Origin of the sequence: Breznakia sp. PFB1-19 (genome assembly GCF_029893935.1) — a bacterium.
Classification (GTDB): Bacteria; Bacillota_I; Bacilli_A; order Erysipelotrichales; family Erysipelotrichaceae; genus Breznakia; species Breznakia blatticola.
This window is the reverse complement of the sequence record NZ_JARXXJ010000030.1, coordinates 1-17,101: the sequence shown is the minus strand read 5'-3', so window position 1 is coordinate 17,101 and position 17,101 is coordinate 1. Positions and strand designations below refer to the sequence as shown.

The following is a 17,101-nucleotide window of genomic DNA, read 5'->3' as shown; positions in this document are numbered from 1 at the left end:
AATGAATACTTATTTTTTCTTCCCATAATAAAACCCCCTTAGGTTAAAAGTGCTTTATTTATTTGCACTGTCTACCTAAGGGGGATAATATCATACTTTACGTGCTTTCTTTCTCTTTATTTTTAAGTGTACTAATCAATTGCGTCATTGTGCCCATAGGACAATAAACACACCAAGAGCGCGGTTTAAATATAATCATTGTAACAACACCTAATACGGTTGAAGTTAACATGATGCTATAAAAACCAAACGCAAATTGTGCTATTGCTGGATCCACCATACTTGTGTTCGTCCACTCCCAAGGTAATTTTATACTCCACAATAGTGTAATTGTTTGTTTTAACGGAGCTCCAGAATATACTAGATATGTGTTCCATAACATGAGCAAAAACATTATTAAAAAAAAGATAAGAAATCCATATCTAAATACTTTCTTTCGTAAATATTTAGGTGATAGTAATTGCTGCGAGAATTCATATTTTCTCCCAAGAATTTCTAACATTTGTCCTCGCCCACAATATGTATTGCAATAAGCCTTATTCCCTTTCGATAACGATACTACTAACGGAATAAAAAAACAGATGAGTCCCAGCCATGCAAATAAGATGTTTATGAAACCTAATACAAGATATATAACAGAAACTATCCATAAGTATTCATTCCATTTTCTCTTCATACTGATACCTCAGTTCTTAATACCATTTTTATTACATCTGCAGGACAAGCACGTTCACACCTTCCACAACCGATGCATTTCTTACTTGTAACATTTGCGTACATTCCATATGCAATCTCAATTGCACCGACCGGACAATATGTCACACAATTCCCACATGCTACACAATCATTTGTAACTACCGCTTCTCTTCGCCCTACCATATAGTTCGAACCTTTTGTATTTTCTTAAACATACAACCCCTCCAATATACCCCTACGGGTATATTAACTTTATTATATACACAGAAATTTGTCGTGTATTTTGACCATACAATTGTTAATTGTATTTTTATATCCAACCATTTGCCAAGTATCCTTGGTATATGATATATTATAGTTGCAAAGCATACTTGGCAAAAGGAGAAGTCTTATGAAACGAGAAGATATACTATCAAAAGCACAAAAGTCAAAAGATGACGAATATCAAAACTATATTGAAGGTGCTGCTATTAAACGTATCGTATTTATTGGCGTATTAGGAATCTATATTGCATGTAGTCTAGTAGAACTAATTACTGGGGATAAATTTATGATCTCTTTTAGGGAGTATCGTGTATCGCTTTCTATTGTATGGGCATTTTTTGCGGTTATATTCTTTACCTTTTACTATGGATATTTTTACATCCATTTAAAAACCAAACGATATTTATACTATTGTATATTTGGTATCGTGATTCTTCTTATTGGGACTTTACGTTGGACATTATTCTAATGGAAGAATTACAACTACAAAACCGTTTAAGTCAGAAACGAAGTGAATTAAAGCTTTCCCAACAAGCATTAGCTGATTTAGTTGGAGTTTCACGAAACACAATCAGTTCTATTGAAACATTACAATATACCCCCAGTGCAAAACTTGCATTACTTATTGCCATTGCTTTACATTGTACATTTGAAGATATATTTTATTTTGAATAGCATATAAAAACTCAGCCGAAGCTGAGTTTTTTAGAATGTATTTGCGAATTTCTTTGCTTGCTCTACTGATGTATGAATTGCATCAGTTAATGCATCACCAAGAAGAACATTTGTGTTTTCACATGCAATCGTTTCAATGTCTTTAATACCCATGAAACCTAACACCGTTTTTAGATAACGTTCACCCATCTCAATACTTGCCATTTGTGGAGTTGTATAATCCCCACCACGCGCGACTAAGTATACAGCTTTCTTGTTATCTAATAATCCAACAGGTCCGGTTGCTGTGTATTTAAACGAAATACCAACAAACATTACATAATCGATATATGCTTTTAGAATTGCTGGAATTGATAAATTCCATAATGGTGCTGCAATAATGTATTTGTCAGCTTCAGCAAATTGCTTTGCACGCTCACGAATATCAAAATCTTTTCCACCGAACATATTTCCTAAGTCTTCCCCACTTAGAAAACGAATGTCTTCGTTATATAAATCAATCGTAGTGATTTCATCCTCTGGATGTTCTTTTTTATACGTATCAACAAATGCCTCAGACATTTGGAACGTCACAGATTGATCTACTGGTTTTGGGTTTGCTTTAATGTATAGTACTTTTGCCATTTTATATCTCCTTTTCCTTATAATAATATAAGTATTCCTATACTATATTCTTATCATAGAATCAGAAAAGAAGCACACAAAGTGCTCATTAAAAGCGAATTTCAGTCTATTGGATTCGTTTAAATGCATTATATTCTTTTGTATCAAGTGGAGCTGTTTGAAAATACATTTTTATTCCATAATTTTGAATTGTTTGGATACGTTTTAAATCCTCTTCATTATAGTAATCAGATAGCTTTTTAATTACAATACGACTTGCTGGTGAGGGTAGTTGTATTTCTTTTGGTTTGAATCCAAGTTTCACTGCTTCTTCCGCTGTAGCTAAATCTTTGAAGATGACCATGATCTTTCTTGTACTAAACGATTCTTCTTCCATAAACTCCATCAATTGTTTCACATTGAAGATTTTCAATGATATGGATTTTGGTAAGCACAAACGCATAACACTCTCGATAAATGGATCATTGTTATATGTTGGATCTACGACAATCGTATAATTCACACTAACAAATTGATTCCAATTTAATGCAACAGTTGAATGTAGTAATCGATTGTCAATTCTTACTAATTTAATTAAAGTATTCATACTAATCACCCACTAATCTTTGTTTCTCATTTTCTTGCATCGCATATGCAATAAACGAAAACAATGCCTTCCCTTGAAAACTTCCGCGAATATCAATATTAAAAATCTCTTCATATCGTTTAATCTTATAAATTAAAGTATTCTTATGTAAATATAAATCTTGTGCAGTTTGCGTTATGTTGTAGTCATTTAAAAGCAACTGTTTAGAAACTTGAAGCAATTCATCGACATCAAAACCTTTTGCGGCACGTTTGTAATAGTCAAATATTGAAAGTATGTCAGATGATTCAATACTTGATATGTAGTAATTAAAAAGCAAGTCCATAAAAAATACTGGTTTATTTATTTCCAGATAATTATTTCTTTCTAACCACAAACAATTGTTATAGCTCGTTACGTAATTGACCAAGCGATTTTGAATACTTCCAATACTAAACGCACAATTTTGTAATCCCCATTCTTTCAAACTCTCTACATATTCAACAAGATACTCTTTTGTACTTTCCATACAATCTGTAACTGGAATATCTTTGAAGATAAGTAAGTTATGCTTATCAAGTAATGAATAAAACATCTGCTTACTATCTAATCGTAGCTTTATACCCTTAATTTCATCTATATCAAATCCGTTTGCATTTGTAATATGCAAAGCAACTCGAGGTGTATCTTTGTTTACCCCCATGTCTTTGACAAGACTCAACACATGGTTTGGTTCAATATTTTCTTCTAGAAGCGCTTTGACCAACTTGTCATCTTTCGTAAGCTTCCTTTTCAGTGTTTTCTCATTTACTTCATACATAATCCGTGTCTTAAGAGAATCAAGTAATAGATTACTTATCATTGGTAAACTTGGGTCATCTCCATTAACCCATAAGTATCCATAATGCATATTTTTAACTTCTATCACATAAAAAGTATCATTGTATCTTGGCTTATTAATATCAAAGGTGATTCCAACAAATTCATCTTTACTACAAGATACGACTTCTCCTTCATCTGATAATAACCCAATTGTGTATTTTGGATTCTCTTGGACAACTGATATGAACTCTTTAAAAATCGTGTTAAGTAACATATAGTAATCCTTCTTTCATCTTTTTTATCATATCATTGTCAATGTCTACCAACAAGATTTATTACAATGCACAAAAAGTCCATTGAATGGACAATTTGTTTTAGATCAAGTTGTAGTACATAAGCATATTTTTGATTTCAGTATCCACAGTTTCTGATAATTCTTGTACAGGTTTTCTTGCTGGACCAACTGGTGCAACATCTGCAAGTTCCATTGCACGTTTAATAACCGATGGTACAGTTCCATACTTTAAAATCTTACGTATTTCTTCAATATCATCCTGATATTTTTGTGCTTGCTTGTAGTCTTTTTGTTTGAGCGCTTTGTCCAAATTAACTACAACATCCGTAATCACATTACTCGTTCCTGCAACTGCTCCGCTAGCTCCGTGTGTATATCCAAACGATATTTTTGAATCACTACCCATCAATACTTCAAAGTCTTTATCTTTTGCGATTTCTAGATATGCAAGAACATTTTCTTCATTTCCGCTACTATCTTTTATCGCTTTGATGTTCTCAATTTCAGCAAGACGTTTCACTAAATCTTTTGATAGATTAATTCCTGTAGCCTTCGGAATATTGTATAGAACAATTGGCAGTTTTACGCTTTGTGCAATATCGTTGTAGTATGTGTATAATTCCTCTTCTGTTGGTGCTAGAAAATACGGAGTGATAACACTTAATGCATCTACACCAGCTTTTTCCATCTCTTTGGACAAATGTAATGCTTCTTGTGTGGAACAAGAACCTGTTCCGGCATATACAGGAACTCGTTTATTTACAACTTCAACAACAAACTTGGCAAACTCGATTTTCTCCTGCGGTGAGATAACATGAAATTCTCCATTACTTCCAAGGATAAATATTCCATTTACACCTTTGTGAATCAGATGTTCAATTAGTTGTTTTGTTGCTTCATAATTAATTGATTCCTCTTCATCCCGATGAAAGGGTGTCACAATCGGTGTGATGACTCCTGTAAACATTACATTTCCTCCAATCTTGCATTGCTGTGTACTGCACTTTCTTTTAGTGTCTCAATTGCTTGAGCGACAAGTAACTTGCTATCACTAACATCTTCAATAGATTGACATTTTAAACTTAGATCTATCAACATTGGTAAATTCACACCGGTGATTACTTCGTATTGATATTTTCTTGACAGTACAGTTAATACGTTACATGGTGTTCCACCAAATAAATCAACAAGCGCAATTGTTGGTCCTTCAAATGATGCAAGTTTTTGATCTGCTTCATTCATAAAATCTTCAAATGACATTTCTGGTAAAAGTGATACACAAGAAATATTTTCCATTTTGCCAACTATCATTTCTGCTGATTGTATCAACTCTTTACCAAATTTCCCATGTGTTCCAATTAGAATATTCACTACTGTACCTCCTCATTTTTATTCATGTTGCGAATACTTTCTCCTAAACTTCCTCCTGGATGCCATAGTAAGTATTCTTCATACGTTAATTTCTTTGCTTCTTGTAGTACGATGCTAAGACACTGAAGTACTACAATTTCAGAAATTATAGATGCTCTAGGTGGTTTATTTAGTGAATCTCCTTCTTGATCCACATGCGCTAGTAAACACACTTCACTGTTTTGTGCTAACCATGAAGATGAATTTCCTGTACAACTAATCACATGCGCTTTATTTTTGTGCAACGTGTTAACGGTTGCTTTTAATTCTGCAGTTTCTCCGCTATTTGAAATCGCAATAACGACATCTCCAGCCTTTACTTGTCCACTAGATCCATGTACTGCTTCTGTTCCATCAAGTACATATGCGCTTGTACCAATACTTGATAAGAGTGAGGCTATATATCCTGCCACATATGATGGTTTTCCAATACCACATACATGCACTCTTCCATTTTGTTTCTCACACTCCATAATCAAAGAAGAAGCACTTTTTAAAGCGTCCATATCAACTTGCTTAAGATTTTCTTCGAGTTCTTGTGAAAGTGTGATGATATATTTTTGAACGGACTCCATCTTTATGACCTCCGTTGAATATTTTCTAACATGAAATCGGTTGTCATTTTACATGTACGTGTTTCAGCTTCTACAGTTCTTGAAGCTGTGTGTGGTGTTAATAGGAAGTTATCCAATTTCAATAAAGGTTCATGTACATTTGGTGGTTCTACAGAGAACACATCAAAACATGCACTACGTATTTCTTTATGAATAAGAGCTTCATAGAGTGCTTCTTCATCCACAACTCCACCACGTGCTGCATTTAATAAACAAGCAGATGTTTTCATCATCTTAAATTCTCTAGTTGAAATCGAATGTCTTGTTTCTGGTAGTAATGGAATATGTAAAGATACATAATCACATGTAGATAAAATCGTATCGCGTTCTACTTCTTTTACCTGATAGTTTTCTTTATCTTCTTTAGAAATTCCAACCACATCATTTGCATAAACTTCCATACCTAAACCATTGGCAATTCTTGCTAGATGTTTTCCAATCATTCCAAAACCAATGATCCCAAGTTTTTTTTCTTGGATTTCATATCCAGTTGGTTTATTCCATTTTCCTTGTTTCACTTCATGTACACTTGTATATAAGTTTTTTGCATCCATAAACATCATCGCAACAACATGTTCTGCTACAGATAATGAATTGGATCCTACAGTTCTACCTACTGCGATTTTTTTCTCTTTTGTATAATCTAAATCTATATTATCTACTCCAACTCCAAACTTACAGATTGCCTGTAAGTCTGGAAGTTGTTGGAGTACTTCTTTTGATAAATCATCTACACCTACGATAATTCCTTTTGCATCTTTTGCAAGTTCTAATAACTCACTTGTTGTATATGCCACTCCTGTATCGTTGTAGATAACTTTAAACCCTTTGGATTCTAAACGTGCAACGTCTGCTAAACCATATGTAGCAAATCCTCTTGGTGTAATTAATACCTTCATTTTGCCCCCCGAAATGTATTACTTTATATAATTTGTAAGAATGTTAATGCAATTGCTAGTACCATTGTAAATACGATAATTCGTAAGTATTTTGGACCTCGTTTTACAATATATAAATACATCCCCATAACAACACAGAATGGCAGTAAATTAGGAAGCATTCCATCTAAAATATCTTGTAATGCAACTGTAGTTCCTGAACTATCAAAACTTAATACCGTTTGCACTTTAACAAACGATGCAGATAAACATCCAATCATAAATAATCCAAGAATACTTGCTGTATCAATAATTTTCTTGATTTTACCTGAATGTAAGATTTCTAATACAGAGTTCTTTCCAAGTTTATATCCTTTTTGGAATAAGAACCAAGACCATCCATATGACCATGCAAGGTAAATAATTCCTGGAATAAATGCAGCAATTACATTTCCTTCTAATGCCATTGGCACAAAAATCGCTAATGGAATTGTTGCGACAATCCCTTGGTCAACACTGTCTCCAATTCCAGCTAGTGGACCCATCAAACCAATCTTTAATGATTGAATCATCTCTGGATTGATTTCTTCATTTCCTAAAGCACGCTGTTCTTCTAATGAAATTGTAATCCCGTGGATAATGCTTCCCCAGTCACAATTTGTATTAAACATTGACGTATGACGACGAAATGCTTCTTTCATTTCATCTGGATCATCTTTATAGATTTTTTGAAGAATTGTATTTAATGAATATCCAAATGCAAGTGCTTGCATTCTATCAAAACTTACTGGTACTTCAACTGCACGACACCATTTCCACCATGCTTTTCGTAAGTCTTTTTTTGTTACAACAGATTGTTGTTCTTGTGTTTTTACTGCTTCACTCATATTATGCTCCCTCCTCAGCATTTTGCTTATAGATTGACGAAATCAAGGCTAGACATAATCCAATGACTGCACCTGTTAACATTGAGAATCCCATAATTGAGTATAAGAAGAATCCCAATACAAAGAATGGTAAGTATTGTGTTTTTCCCATAACTACAAGTGTTAATGCAAATCCAAGTGCAGGTAACATCGCTCCGGCATTTCCTAAACCATTCATTAGCCATTCAGGAATCACTGCTAGAAATGCTTCTACAACTTGTGGTCCAAATAATGTAGCCACAAATACTGGTGTAAAGTATAAAACTCCATTTGTTAACCAAGGCAATAGAAATGAGAATTTAGAAAGTTTGTCGTACTCACCTTTTTCTACAAACTCATCTGCTTTCGTGTTATAAAATGCGTTAATTGTTCTACGTACGTTATTAATTAATACTCCTAACACTCCAAATGGAACTGCTAGAGCAACAGCTGCTGCAGGATCTAATCCATTTACAATCGCTGCTGGAATTGCTAAACATGCTGCTAAGGCTTGATCACTTGGAATATTTCCTCCTGCTTCAATTCCTCCCATGTACATTAATTGAATTGTTGCACCATACATAAGACCAGTTTGTACATCTCCATAAACTAAACCAATCATTACACCTAATACAACTGGTTTACGGAATGCAAACGAGAAGTAATATTGTGCACGTCCCATTGAAATCCAATAAAGTAAACCTACTAAAATTGCTTGAATTACCATAATATAATTCGCCCCCTTCTTTTTATAATTTGGCTACGGCTTTTTGTAGCGTTTCAGACGGATAGTCTGGTGTTGTTTGGAAATAAATTTCCATCCCTCTTTTCTCTAAACCCAACAAGATATCTGCATCTGCTTGATCAAGTGTGATCGCATTGTTTACTGCTTTTCTTCCAGGGCCACCTCCTAACCCTCCGATTTGTACCTTGTCTAATTTAAATCCTTTGTTCACGGCATTCTCTAATTCTTGAATCCCCTTGAATAATACCATAACTCGGTTGTTCTCCAATTCTCCATTTTCTTGGATTTTCACCGCATCTTCTACTGATACAATACGGATTTTTACACCTTTTGGTGCAGCCATCTTAAATACTTCTTGCATAAATTCATCTTTGCTTAATGCTGTATCAATTGTGAAGATCTCGTTGATTTGGCATTGTGTTAACCATCTTGTAATTACCTGCCCATGAATCAAACGAAAATCTACTCTTGTAAGTTCTATACTCATCTATATCTCCTCTCTGCTTGTACTCACATTCTACTGTAAACGCTTACAATAAGATATGTGATGCAAGACCAAAAATCACTTCGTTTTTTTGTTTATTGAACTAAATTATATTTTCTTCGCTCTTGTCTCATCAATGATTCTACGAATTTCCTGTGCATTTTTCTTAATATCATCAGATGTTCCATTTGTTAATAAACCACCAAATCCACAAACATCTACATCATTAGCGATCCATGATGCTAGATTCTCCAAGTTAATTCCACCACTTGCAAGTATTGGCATATCTGGAATTGGCGTTTTAAATACTTTCACTAGTTTTGGACCATAAAAGTCGGAAATTGGAAATGCTTTAATAAAGGCTGCTCCAAAAGTTAATGCTTCTACTGCTTCGGTAATTGATGTGCATCCTGGAGCATATGGGATTTGGTATCGGTTGCACATTTTTGCTACGCTTTCGTTATAGTTTGGTGCAATAATAAACTCTGCTCCATGTAAAATTGCATGTCTTGCAGTTTCTTCATCGAGCACAGTTCCGGCACCAACACAAAGTTGCTCTCCATAAATTTCCTTAAGTTGTTGAATAATTTCTCCCGCATTGGGTAAGGTATAACTCATCTCCATAACAGGAACTCCACCATCGATACATCCTTTCGCAATCTCTGAAGCTCTCGTAATTGTTTCTGCTCTTACAATCGCAAGTGCTCCTACTTCATATAATCGTTTTGTTGTTGTAATTTTCTTCATATTTCACCTCGTATACTTTCATTTTAGTAGGATTCGCATTTGATACAATTGTTCAAGCAACCAAGAAAAGATTCCTTTTGTTGGTAGTTCGTACAAATACATTGCACAACGTAAAATGAATTTTTCTTTAAGATATAAAAAAAGGACAACCCGAAGGTCATCCAATGTATTTATTCTGAACGTAAAGCATCTTTTTGTCTTGATGCTTTGGCATATGGTCTAGCTGTATCGATAAATAGATATTTTACATAGCGTATAATTACATACCCAACAATGATAATAGCCCATACCATTTCAACTTTCGATAATATAGAAAGAAGGTCATTTTGTAAAAGGTCGGCAGCTTTTCCACAAGCAACTGCACTAATAACAAATGGGAAGGTCATTGCTGCATAGGAAGGGAAAAATTGTAGTCTTAACAATTTTGGCATTTGTAGCATAATAAATCCCCACATAAATGTCGCTAATACGATAAGGAAATATACAATCCATGTTTGTGGATTACTTTCACATGATAAGTATCCAGCTAATGTAAGTGATGCTGGAGCTGCATAAATACATAGTAATGGTTGTTCTCCATCAATGGTTACTGCATATTTGATATAACGATATGTTACATATGGAAGCAACATTATATATGTGACAAATCCAAACCAGAAGATGATAACTCCAAAACTTTGCATCTCGAAAGCTGGTGCTGTAACACTCGCTACAACAATTCCAACAATTGGTACGAAGTAAGTAGCAAATACTTTATCCCATACGGGTTTTATCACGAAACGTAACGTAAAATAGATCATTAACACAAAGTGTAAGATAATTGCGATGATCCAAATATATCGTGCTACTTCTCCAATAAATGGTTTAAAGTATGTACACATAACCATCAACCCCATCGTAAAGGTTGTTGATACACTGGCAATGACTGGATTTGCTAGATCCTCTTTGATCATCTTTGGATACATGATGAACTTAATTAAGCATAATACCAATAGAAATCCTGCGATGATTCCACAGATGGTATGATAGATTTCATTATATGGTTGCAACAAATTTCCTAATGAGGATGTTGCTAGCATAACTCCAGCTAAAGGAACTGGAATTTTTTGAATAATTGATTTTAACATGACTTCTCCTTCACATAATAAAAGCATGATACCACAGCACCATGCTTTTTAAAAATAACAATTACTAATAGCTTGATAAGTTTACATAATAGCTTTCTACACTACTTTTAACAATAACGCTCCAGGTTTCACTGGTTCTACTTGCATAAAGAAGTCCTTTAAATATGCATTGATTATTGTATAGAGTTCATTTACATCATGAGCTTCTCCATCTTGTTTGAGTTCTACAAACTCAGCACCACAAGCTCCAACACTATGTAGAGAATATGCAATTCCTTTTTCTTTTAGTAATTTATTGATTTCAAATATTTTATTAACATCCACAATCTTTGCCATATGTTTCTCCTAAATCTGGAAAGTACACTTTACTTTCCTTTTTCACATCTCCTTCAACTAAGGATTTTACAATTACACTTCTTTGACTTAATTCTGCAACTTCACCGCTTTCGGTAAGTACCCAAATATTCGAACCACTTTCTTTTGCATATGGTGAATATGGGGATTGCGACATCGTATCCATGTAACAGTAATAACTTGGATCATATCCTACAAGTCGAACCCTTGCTTCCATTTGTTTATATTCATCATCATTCATGATTGTTTCATATTCAAACAAGCGTCGGTTGAGTAAACGTCTAGCAAGATCAGCAATCACTTCATCATCTGATTTTGTCAGTCTAGCAATTCCATAAAATGCTGCATTTTCATCTAAATCAAAATGATCACAAATACTTGGGTGATCTCCTAAAAAAGGAACAAACATTTGTAGTTCTTCAACCATAGGATCCCCATTTCCATATAAATAACGCATGCGTTTAAATAAACTACTCAATACAATTTCATACGAACGACAGACTGGATGATAATACACTTGCCAGTACATGTGGTATCTAGCCATAATGTAGTTTTCTACACTATGAATTCCACTTTCTTTTACAACAAGTTTATCGTCTTTTACCCGAATGGTTCGTAGAATTCTTTCTAAATCAAACGCTCCATAACTCGTTCCTGTAAAATATGCATCACGTAGTAAATAATCCATACGATCTGCATCCAGTTGTCCAGAAACAATTTGATTTAATATTGGATTTTTATGTTGATAGCGAATTACACTTGCTACCTCTAGAGCAAGTTCTTCATCATAGGAGCATAGAATACGATTGACATCACTATTTCCTACGATAATATCATACGAAAAACGTTCGTGTGGAATTGGACAAATGTGTTCAAAGGCATGTGAGAACGGTAAATGCCCAACATCATGCAACAATGCTGCAATCATAACGACCACTTTTTCTCTTTCGGTTAATTTCATTTGTAAGTCGTGTACTTCATGTACCATTCGTCTTACGATTTCATAAACACCAAGCGAATGTGAAAAGCGTGAATGTTCTGCATTATGATACACTTGAAAATCTCCACCAAGTTGGCGAATCCGACGCAGTCTTTGAAATTCTTTACTGTCAATTAATTCCCAGATGATTTGTAAGTCGACATGAATGTATCCATGGATTACATCACGTAGAACCTTTGTTTCTCTTGTTTTTTCTAGCATATGAAACCCTCTTCTTACTAAGAGTATATCACGGAATGAAAACATTTGTGGTATGATGATAGTATCAAAATGAAGGAGCTATGAACTATGAAAATCGGAACCATTGGTAGAGGAGCAATCGTCGACCGCTTTATTAAAGCAATATCCATGACAGACAATGTCGAACTTGTTGCTGTATACTCTCGAAAACGTGATGATGCAAAAGCATACGCAGCACAACATCAAGTAGATGCATACTATGATTCAATTGATGCAATGTTAGCAGATGATACTGTAGATACTGTATATGTAGCAAGTCCAAACTCATTGCATTACGAACAAAGTCTTCAAGCATTACACGCAAAAAAGAATGTCATTTGTGAGAAACCATTCACAAGTACACTTGCAGAAACGGAGCACTTAATCGCAGTCGCAAAAGCAAATAACGTATTCTTATTTGAAGCAATTACAACCATTCACTTACCAAATTATGAGGTGGTAAGAAATCAGTTACCAAACCTTGGGAATATGAAAATGGCAACATTGAACTTCTCACAATATTCATCACGTTATGATAAATATAAAGATCAAATTGTTACTAACGCATTTGATCCTAACTTCTCAGGTGGAGCCCTAATGGATATTAACATTTATAATATTCACTTTGTAATGGGATTATTTGGAAAACCAGAAAGTTACACATACTATCCAAATATCGGATTCAATGGAATCGATACAAGTGGTACATTAATCATGCGTTATGATACGTTTACGGTAAACTGTATTGGATGTAAGGACTGTAGCAGTGATTACTTTACCTTATTACAAGGAGACAATGGAAGCATTAAAGTTAGCGGAGGAAGTACAGGTGTATGTCCAATCGTTGAAAAGGTTCCTTTAAAAGGTGATCAAATCGATGTAGCTAATGCACAAGACAATCCAAACTGCATTGGTGTAAATCAACACTTCCACATGGCTTATGAAGTAGATAACTTCCAAAAAATCATTGAAGCAAATGATTTTGAAGCCTGCTACAAACTATTAGATCATACACGTGATGTTATGGATGTCGTATATCATGCACGACTTGCAGCAGGAATTACATTCCCTGCAGATAAAGACTAGAAAAAAAGCATTTGCAAATTACGCAAATGCTTTTTCATTTTCTTCTAAGTAATATGTTGGCATTTCAAATGAAGTATCATCGCTTTCTTCATTTTGATTTGTACTTTCACTTACTTTTAATTCTGGGATTGTGAAGTCTTCTACTTTGTCATAGTCATAACAAGTAATTGTAAATGAAGCATCTTTTACTTCAACTTCTAACCCTTCTGCGTTTTCACCAAATCCTTCTGTTAATGATTCTTTCATTACTGCTTTCATGTCTACACTAACAGATGCCAAACGGTTATCCTTTTTGTAGAATTGGTAAGTCACTGGGAATGTTTTTCCCTCGTAACCTTCCACGCTAACAAGTTCTTCAGTTGCACCTAGTACATCCATCATTTCGGCCAATGTTTTGTATTCGATACGTCCTGCAACTTGGTATGTCTCTTGTTTTTTGACTTTACCATCGTTTATCGTACGAAGTACATCCATTTTCTTTAATGTTTTAAATTCATCTTTACTAAGTGTTGCATCTGGCATTCCTGTAACTTGTGATGTCACCCAAGTATCACTTGAACCATCATTACTTGCGATCACAAATGCATCATCTTGTTTATAGGTGTAAGTCTCTAGTTCTACTTTTTGACTTTCTCCCATATAACTAATATCGATTGTCCCCTTTGCATGTGCTTTTTCTTGATCTACCAATACATCATTAGCCATATCAACTTTGATTGCCATTTCTAGGGTTTGTTCCTGATAGGTTGCCTTCACATCCATGGTGTAATTTACATCCATTTTATATGAAGTTGGTGTTTTTGCAGTTGCGGCTAAATCTAATGCTTCTACTGCTTTTTCTTCTGAACTTGCTTTGCAACCAGTTAACATCACCATACTTAGGGTTGCAACAGTTGCGATTTTTTTAAGTTTTCTCATCTATCTTCCTCGTAATCTTTCAAACTCAATACATACATTACAAGATCATGCACGGTTCCGTTTGCATCTTTGTATGCGTGTACCAACGTTCCTTCTTTTTTGAAACCAAGTTTTTCAATCACGCGTCTACTTCTTGTGTTTTCGACAAAGTGATTGATACTCACATATGGTTCTTTATCTTCTAAAAACAAGCGATCCAATACCAATCGTGCGGCTTCTGGCACATATCCATTACCCCAATAATCTTTACCAATCCAATATCCTAGATTTTTCATTGGTGCTGTACGAAGTGGATCTGGTTGAATTCCCAAACAGCCAATTAGCGTATCATCATCTTGTAAGAAGATTCCAAAATTGTTTTCGTTGATAAGAATTTTTTCTAATACTTCTTTTGATTCCTCAATCGATGCATGTGGTTTCCATCCTGCATGGATTCCAACATCTGGATGACTTGCTATTGCAAATAGTGCCTCTGCATCATCAAGTGTTAAATTTCTAAGATAAATACGTTCGCCTTTCATTAGATTTGTCCTAAACGTGCAAGCACTTTATCCTTTCCTAACAACGTCACAGTTTGCGTTAAATCTGGTCCGTGTTCTTGTGCTGTAATCGCAACACGTAACCCCATAAACAACGGTTTCCCTTTAATTCCCGTCGCTTTTTGCGTCGCTTTAATTGCAGCTTTTACGTTTTCAGCTGTCCAGTCTTCGATTGCTTCAAGTTGCTCAGCAAATCCCTTTACAACTGTTGGTGTTGTTTCCCAAGACATTACCTCTTTGCCTTGTTTGTCTAATGTATAGTCATCCTTAAAGAATAAACTAACAAGTTCAACGATTTCTTTTCCATATGACATTTGATCATGATATAAACCAATCAAGTCGTGAATCCAAGCATCGCTTTTTCCACTTAAGTCATATGCTTCTTCTAGATATGGTTTGCACATTGCAACCACTTCATCTAAATCTTTGGCTTTCATATAACGGTTATTGATCCATGTAAGTTTATTTTTATCAAACATACTTGGACTTTTACTTAAACGTTTTTCATCAAAGATTTTAATTAATTCTTCTTTAGAGAAGATTTCTTCTTCTCCTTCTGGTGACCATCCAAGTAATGCTAAGAAGTTAAACATTGCTTCAGGCAAGTATCCTTCTTCTTCGTATTGAGATACGAATTGCATAACGTTTTGATCACGTTTACTTAATTTCTTATGGTTTTCGTTAACGATAATTGTCATGTGTCCATAAAGTGGCGGTTGCCATCCTAACATATCAAATAACATCAATTGTTTTGGTGTATTTGAAATATGTTCTTCTCCACGGAATACATTGGTAATTTCCATACGGTGATCATCTACTACAACTGCAAAGTTGTATGTTGGAATCCCATTACTTTTTACAATTACCCAGTCTCCGATATCTTTTGATTCAAAGCTTACTTCACCACGAATCATATCATTGAATGTATATGTTTTTCCCTCAGGAACACGCAAGCGAATCGTATATGGACGACCTTCTTCTTCGTATTTCTTAATTGCTTCTTCACTTAAGTTACGGCAGTGTCCATTATACATTGGAGCAACACCTGCTGCTTCTTGACGTTCTTTTTCTTCTGCTAATTCTTCAGGTGTACAGTAACATCTATATGCATGTCCTTTTTCAATTAACTCTTCAACAATTTTGTCATAAATATCAAGAGCTTCCATTTGACGATATGGTCCATATTGTTCTTTTGGGTTGAATGGACTTTCGTCAGGAACAATTCCTAACCAAGCAAGGTTTTTCAGTTGAGATTCTTCTCCACCTTCAATATTTCTTGCGATATCTGTATCTTCCAAACGGAAGACAAAATCTCCATCATAATGTTTTGCATATAGATAGTTAAATAATGCAGTTCTTGCATTTCCTATATGTAAGTGTCCAGTTGGACTTGGCGCATAGCGCACACGTACTCTACTCATTTTCATTTCTCCTTTGTAATAAAACAATCGCTTGGGCAAGAACTCCTTCTTGTCTTCCCACAAAACCGACTTTTTCGCCTCTTGTTGCTTTAACATTCACCTGACTTCCATCACAGTGAAGTACACGAGCAAGATTTTCTTTCATTTGTGCATTATAGGGTGCCATCTTTGGTTTTTCAATCATGATTAAACTATCGACATTACCAATTTGGTAACCACGATTTTCCATCATTTTCACCACATCTGCAAGAATATCTAATGAGCATCGATTCTCATTTTCTTTTGCAGTATCGCTAAAATGTGTACCTAAATCACGTAAGGCAAGTGCTCCTAAAATTGCTTCAGCAATTGCATGAACAAGTGCATCACCATCAGAATGTGCACCCACAGCAAAGGGTGCTTCAATTTTCACTCCACCAAGTACGATGTGATCACCTTCAATAAAACGATGAACATCACTTGATTGTCCAATTCTAAACATCGCAACCCTCCTTTTTTCAAGCATAACTATTATAGCACGGTACTCAAATCGCTTAAAGTAAAATCAAGTGTACTTTATATTCCTTAATTTTTACTTAAATACACAATTTATTGCACATAAAAAGGAGAGCTACTACTCAATGTCATTAAGTTAAGGATTGTAAAACATAGAAGAGTTGGAAATATCTGACCCTTCTTTTTTATTTGCTCAATGTGTTGACAAAAAATCGAAA

23 protein-coding genes are annotated in these 17,101 nt (G+C 34.7%); 3 read left to right on the top strand and 20 right to left on the bottom strand.

From position 1 onward, the window contains the following. Positions 1 to 97: 97 nt before the first annotated feature. Positions 98 to 676 carry a 4Fe-4S binding protein gene (locus M2098_RS10580; RefSeq protein WP_280684300.1) on the bottom strand — a complete coding sequence of 193 codons (579 nt, stop codon included), beginning with the start codon at positions 674 to 676 and terminating at the stop codon, positions 98 to 100. Further along, positions 673 to 879, bottom strand: coding sequence for a 4Fe-4S dicluster domain-containing protein (locus M2098_RS10575; protein ID WP_280684298.1), 207 nt, complete (start codon positions 877 to 879; stop codon positions 673 to 675). The genes M2098_RS10580 and M2098_RS10575 overlap by 4 nt, the downstream gene beginning before the upstream one ends. A 208-nt stretch (positions 880 to 1,087) precedes the next feature. On the opposite strand from M2098_RS10575, the gene M2098_RS10570 reads away from it, so the two are divergent. Both M2098_RS10570 and M2098_RS10565 read left to right on the top strand, forming a co-directional pair. Continuing rightward, a complete protein-coding gene (locus M2098_RS10570; protein WP_280684297.1) occupies positions 1,088 to 1,429 on the top strand; it encodes a DUF6442 family protein in 342 nt (113 codons plus the stop codon). Next, positions 1,429 to 1,635, top strand: a complete 207-nt coding sequence (locus M2098_RS10565) for a helix-turn-helix transcriptional regulator (RefSeq protein ID WP_208318332.1) — start codon at positions 1,429 to 1,431, stop codon at positions 1,633 to 1,635. The genes M2098_RS10570 and M2098_RS10565 overlap by 1 nt, the downstream gene beginning before the upstream one ends. A 30-nt stretch (positions 1,636 to 1,665) precedes the next feature. On the opposite strand, the gene M2098_RS10560 is transcribed toward M2098_RS10565, so the two are convergent. The 14 genes from M2098_RS10560 to M2098_RS10495 form a co-directional block, all read right to left on the bottom strand. Next, positions 1,666 to 2,259, bottom strand: coding sequence for an NAD(P)H-dependent oxidoreductase (locus tag M2098_RS10560; RefSeq protein WP_280684295.1), 594 nt, complete (start codon positions 2,257 to 2,259; stop codon positions 1,666 to 1,668). Positions 2,260 to 2,365: 106 nt separating this feature from the next. Next, entirely contained in the window at positions 2,366 to 2,845 is a 480-nt protein-coding gene (locus M2098_RS10555) for a PTS sugar transporter subunit IIB (protein ID WP_280684293.1), read from the bottom strand. 1 nt (position 2,846) lies between these two features. Beyond that, on the bottom strand, positions 2,847 to 3,920 hold the full coding sequence (locus M2098_RS10550) for a helix-turn-helix domain-containing protein (protein WP_280684291.1): 1,074 nt from the start codon (positions 3,918 to 3,920) through the stop codon (positions 2,847 to 2,849). A gap of 100 nt (positions 3,921 to 4,020) precedes the next feature. After that, a complete protein-coding gene (gene dapA / locus M2098_RS10545; protein WP_280684289.1) occupies positions 4,021 to 4,908 on the bottom strand; it encodes a 4-hydroxy-tetrahydrodipicolinate synthase in 888 nt (295 codons plus the stop codon). Continuing rightward, positions 4,908 to 5,312, bottom strand: a complete 405-nt coding sequence (locus M2098_RS10540) for a PTS mannose transporter subunit IIAB (protein WP_280684287.1) — start codon at positions 5,310 to 5,312, stop codon at positions 4,908 to 4,910. The genes dapA and M2098_RS10540 overlap by 1 nt, the downstream gene beginning before the upstream one ends. Beyond that, a complete protein-coding gene (locus M2098_RS10535; RefSeq protein WP_280684285.1) occupies positions 5,312 to 5,926 on the bottom strand; it encodes an SIS domain-containing protein in 615 nt (204 codons plus the stop codon). Before M2098_RS10535 ends, M2098_RS10540 begins: the two co-directional genes overlap by 1 nt. Positions 5,927 to 5,928: 2 nt before the next feature. Then, complete coding sequence (locus M2098_RS10530) at positions 5,929 to 6,864, bottom strand: phosphoglycerate dehydrogenase (RefSeq protein ID WP_280684283.1); 936 nt, start codon at positions 6,862 to 6,864, stop codon at positions 5,929 to 5,931. 23 nt (positions 6,865 to 6,887) lie between these two features. After that, positions 6,888 to 7,730 carry a PTS system mannose/fructose/sorbose family transporter subunit IID gene (locus tag M2098_RS10525; RefSeq protein ID WP_280684281.1) on the bottom strand — a complete coding sequence of 281 codons (843 nt, stop codon included), beginning with the start codon at positions 7,728 to 7,730 and terminating at the stop codon, positions 6,888 to 6,890. A gap of 1 nt (position 7,731) precedes the next feature. Beyond that, positions 7,732 to 8,475, bottom strand: coding sequence for a PTS sugar transporter subunit IIC (locus tag M2098_RS10520; RefSeq protein ID WP_280684279.1), 744 nt, complete (start codon positions 8,473 to 8,475; stop codon positions 7,732 to 7,734). A 22-nt stretch (positions 8,476 to 8,497) separates the two neighbouring features. Further along, positions 8,498 to 8,980, bottom strand: a complete 483-nt coding sequence (locus tag M2098_RS10515) for a PTS sugar transporter subunit IIB (RefSeq protein ID WP_280684277.1) — start codon at positions 8,978 to 8,980, stop codon at positions 8,498 to 8,500. Between the two features lie 105 nt (positions 8,981 to 9,085). Continuing rightward, complete coding sequence (locus M2098_RS10510) at positions 9,086 to 9,724, bottom strand: ketohydroxyglutarate aldolase (RefSeq protein WP_280684275.1); 639 nt, start codon at positions 9,722 to 9,724, stop codon at positions 9,086 to 9,088. A gap of 170 nt (positions 9,725 to 9,894) precedes the next feature. After that, positions 9,895 to 10,851 carry a TDT family transporter gene (locus tag M2098_RS10505; protein ID WP_280684273.1) on the bottom strand — a complete coding sequence of 319 codons (957 nt, stop codon included), beginning with the start codon at positions 10,849 to 10,851 and terminating at the stop codon, positions 9,895 to 9,897. Positions 10,852 to 10,947: 96 nt separating this feature from the next. Further along, a complete protein-coding gene (locus M2098_RS10500; RefSeq protein ID WP_280684272.1) occupies positions 10,948 to 11,187 on the bottom strand; it encodes a hypothetical protein in 240 nt (79 codons plus the stop codon). Further along, complete coding sequence (locus M2098_RS10495) at positions 11,165 to 12,406, bottom strand: HD domain-containing protein (RefSeq protein WP_280684270.1); 1,242 nt, start codon at positions 12,404 to 12,406, stop codon at positions 11,165 to 11,167. The genes M2098_RS10500 and M2098_RS10495 overlap by 23 nt, the downstream gene beginning before the upstream one ends. Before the next feature lie 87 nt (positions 12,407 to 12,493). Between M2098_RS10495 and M2098_RS10490 the strand changes: the two genes are divergently transcribed. Next, positions 12,494 to 13,510, top strand: a complete 1,017-nt coding sequence (locus M2098_RS10490; RefSeq protein ID WP_280684268.1) for a Gfo/Idh/MocA family oxidoreductase — start codon at positions 12,494 to 12,496, stop codon at positions 13,508 to 13,510. 18 nt (positions 13,511 to 13,528) lie between these two features. On the opposite strand, the gene M2098_RS10485 is transcribed toward M2098_RS10490, so the two are convergent. From M2098_RS10485 to ispF, 4 genes are read right to left on the bottom strand one after another with little or no spacing between them, the layout of a single operon-like run. Then, positions 13,529 to 14,428 carry a hypothetical protein gene (locus M2098_RS10485; RefSeq protein ID WP_280684266.1) on the bottom strand — a complete coding sequence of 300 codons (900 nt, stop codon included), beginning with the start codon at positions 14,426 to 14,428 and terminating at the stop codon, positions 13,529 to 13,531. Beyond that, positions 14,425 to 14,949: a GNAT family N-acetyltransferase gene (locus M2098_RS10480; RefSeq protein WP_280684264.1), complete on the bottom strand. Its 525-nt coding sequence runs from the start codon at positions 14,947 to 14,949 to the stop codon at positions 14,425 to 14,427. Before M2098_RS10480 ends, M2098_RS10485 begins: the two co-directional genes overlap by 4 nt. After that, complete coding sequence (gene gltX, locus M2098_RS10475) at positions 14,949 to 16,388, bottom strand: glutamate--tRNA ligase (RefSeq protein ID WP_280684262.1); 1,440 nt, start codon at positions 16,386 to 16,388, stop codon at positions 14,949 to 14,951. The genes M2098_RS10480 and gltX overlap by 1 nt, the downstream gene beginning before the upstream one ends. Continuing rightward, positions 16,381 to 16,869 (bottom strand): 2-C-methyl-D-erythritol 2,4-cyclodiphosphate synthase, encoded by a 489-nt coding sequence (gene ispF, locus M2098_RS10470; protein WP_280684260.1) that lies wholly within the window; start codon positions 16,867 to 16,869, stop codon positions 16,381 to 16,383. The genes gltX and ispF overlap by 8 nt, the downstream gene beginning before the upstream one ends. Between the last annotated feature and the right edge of the window lie 232 nt (positions 16,870 to 17,101).

Excerpts from the sequence above, each read along its gene's own strand:
- M2098_RS10580 (WP_280684300.1), bottom strand. The coding sequence starts at position 676 with ATGAAGAGAAAATGGAATGAATACTTATGGATAGTTTCTGTTATATAT.
- M2098_RS10575 (WP_280684298.1), bottom strand. The coding sequence starts at position 879 with ATGGTAGGGCGAAGAGAAGCGGTAGTTACAAATGATTGTGTAGCATGT.
- M2098_RS10570 (WP_280684297.1), top strand. The coding sequence starts at position 1,088 with ATGAAACGAGAAGATATACTATCAAAAGCACAAAAGTCAAAAGATGAC.
- M2098_RS10565 (WP_208318332.1), top strand. The coding sequence starts at position 1,429 with ATGGAAGAATTACAACTACAAAACCGTTTAAGTCAGAAACGAAGTGAA.
- M2098_RS10560 (WP_280684295.1), bottom strand. The coding sequence starts at position 2,259 with ATGGCAAAAGTACTATACATTAAAGCAAACCCAAAACCAGTAGATCAA.
- M2098_RS10555 (WP_280684293.1), bottom strand. The coding sequence starts at position 2,845 with ATGAATACTTTAATTAAATTAGTAAGAATTGACAATCGATTACTACAT.
- M2098_RS10550 (WP_280684291.1), bottom strand. The coding sequence starts at position 3,920 with ATGTTACTTAACACGATTTTTAAAGAGTTCATATCAGTTGTCCAAGAG.
- dapA (WP_280684289.1), bottom strand. The coding sequence starts at position 4,908 with ATGTTTACAGGAGTCATCACACCGATTGTGACACCCTTTCATCGGGAT.
- M2098_RS10535 (WP_280684285.1), bottom strand. The coding sequence starts at position 5,926 with ATGGAGTCCGTTCAAAAATATATCATCACACTTTCACAAGAACTCGAA.
- M2098_RS10530 (WP_280684283.1), bottom strand. The coding sequence starts at position 6,864 with ATGAAGGTATTAATTACACCAAGAGGATTTGCTACATATGGTTTAGCA.
- M2098_RS10525 (WP_280684281.1), bottom strand. The coding sequence starts at position 7,730 with ATGAGTGAAGCAGTAAAAACACAAGAACAACAATCTGTTGTAACAAAA.
- M2098_RS10520 (WP_280684279.1), bottom strand. The coding sequence starts at position 8,475 with ATGGTAATTCAAGCAATTTTAGTAGGTTTACTTTATTGGATTTCAATG.
- M2098_RS10515 (WP_280684277.1), bottom strand. The coding sequence starts at position 8,980 with ATGAGTATAGAACTTACAAGAGTAGATTTTCGTTTGATTCATGGGCAG.
- M2098_RS10510 (WP_280684275.1), bottom strand. The coding sequence starts at position 9,724 with ATGAAGAAAATTACAACAACAAAACGATTATATGAAGTAGGAGCACTT.
- M2098_RS10505 (WP_280684273.1), bottom strand. The coding sequence starts at position 10,851 with ATGTTAAAATCAATTATTCAAAAAATTCCAGTTCCTTTAGCTGGAGTT.
- M2098_RS10500 (WP_280684272.1), bottom strand. The coding sequence starts at position 11,187 with ATGGCAAAGATTGTGGATGTTAATAAAATATTTGAAATCAATAAATTA.
- M2098_RS10495 (WP_280684270.1), bottom strand. The coding sequence starts at position 12,406 with ATGCTAGAAAAAACAAGAGAAACAAAGGTTCTACGTGATGTAATCCAT.
- M2098_RS10490 (WP_280684268.1), top strand. The coding sequence starts at position 12,494 with ATGAAAATCGGAACCATTGGTAGAGGAGCAATCGTCGACCGCTTTATT.
- M2098_RS10485 (WP_280684266.1), bottom strand. The coding sequence starts at position 14,428 with ATGAGAAAACTTAAAAAAATCGCAACTGTTGCAACCCTAAGTATGGTG.
- M2098_RS10480 (WP_280684264.1), bottom strand. The coding sequence starts at position 14,949 with ATGAAAGGCGAACGTATTTATCTTAGAAATTTAACACTTGATGATGCA.
- gltX (WP_280684262.1), bottom strand. The coding sequence starts at position 16,388 with ATGAGTAGAGTACGTGTGCGCTATGCGCCAAGTCCAACTGGACACTTA.
- ispF (WP_280684260.1), bottom strand. The coding sequence starts at position 16,869 with ATGTTTAGAATTGGACAATCAAGTGATGTTCATCGTTTTATTGAAGGT.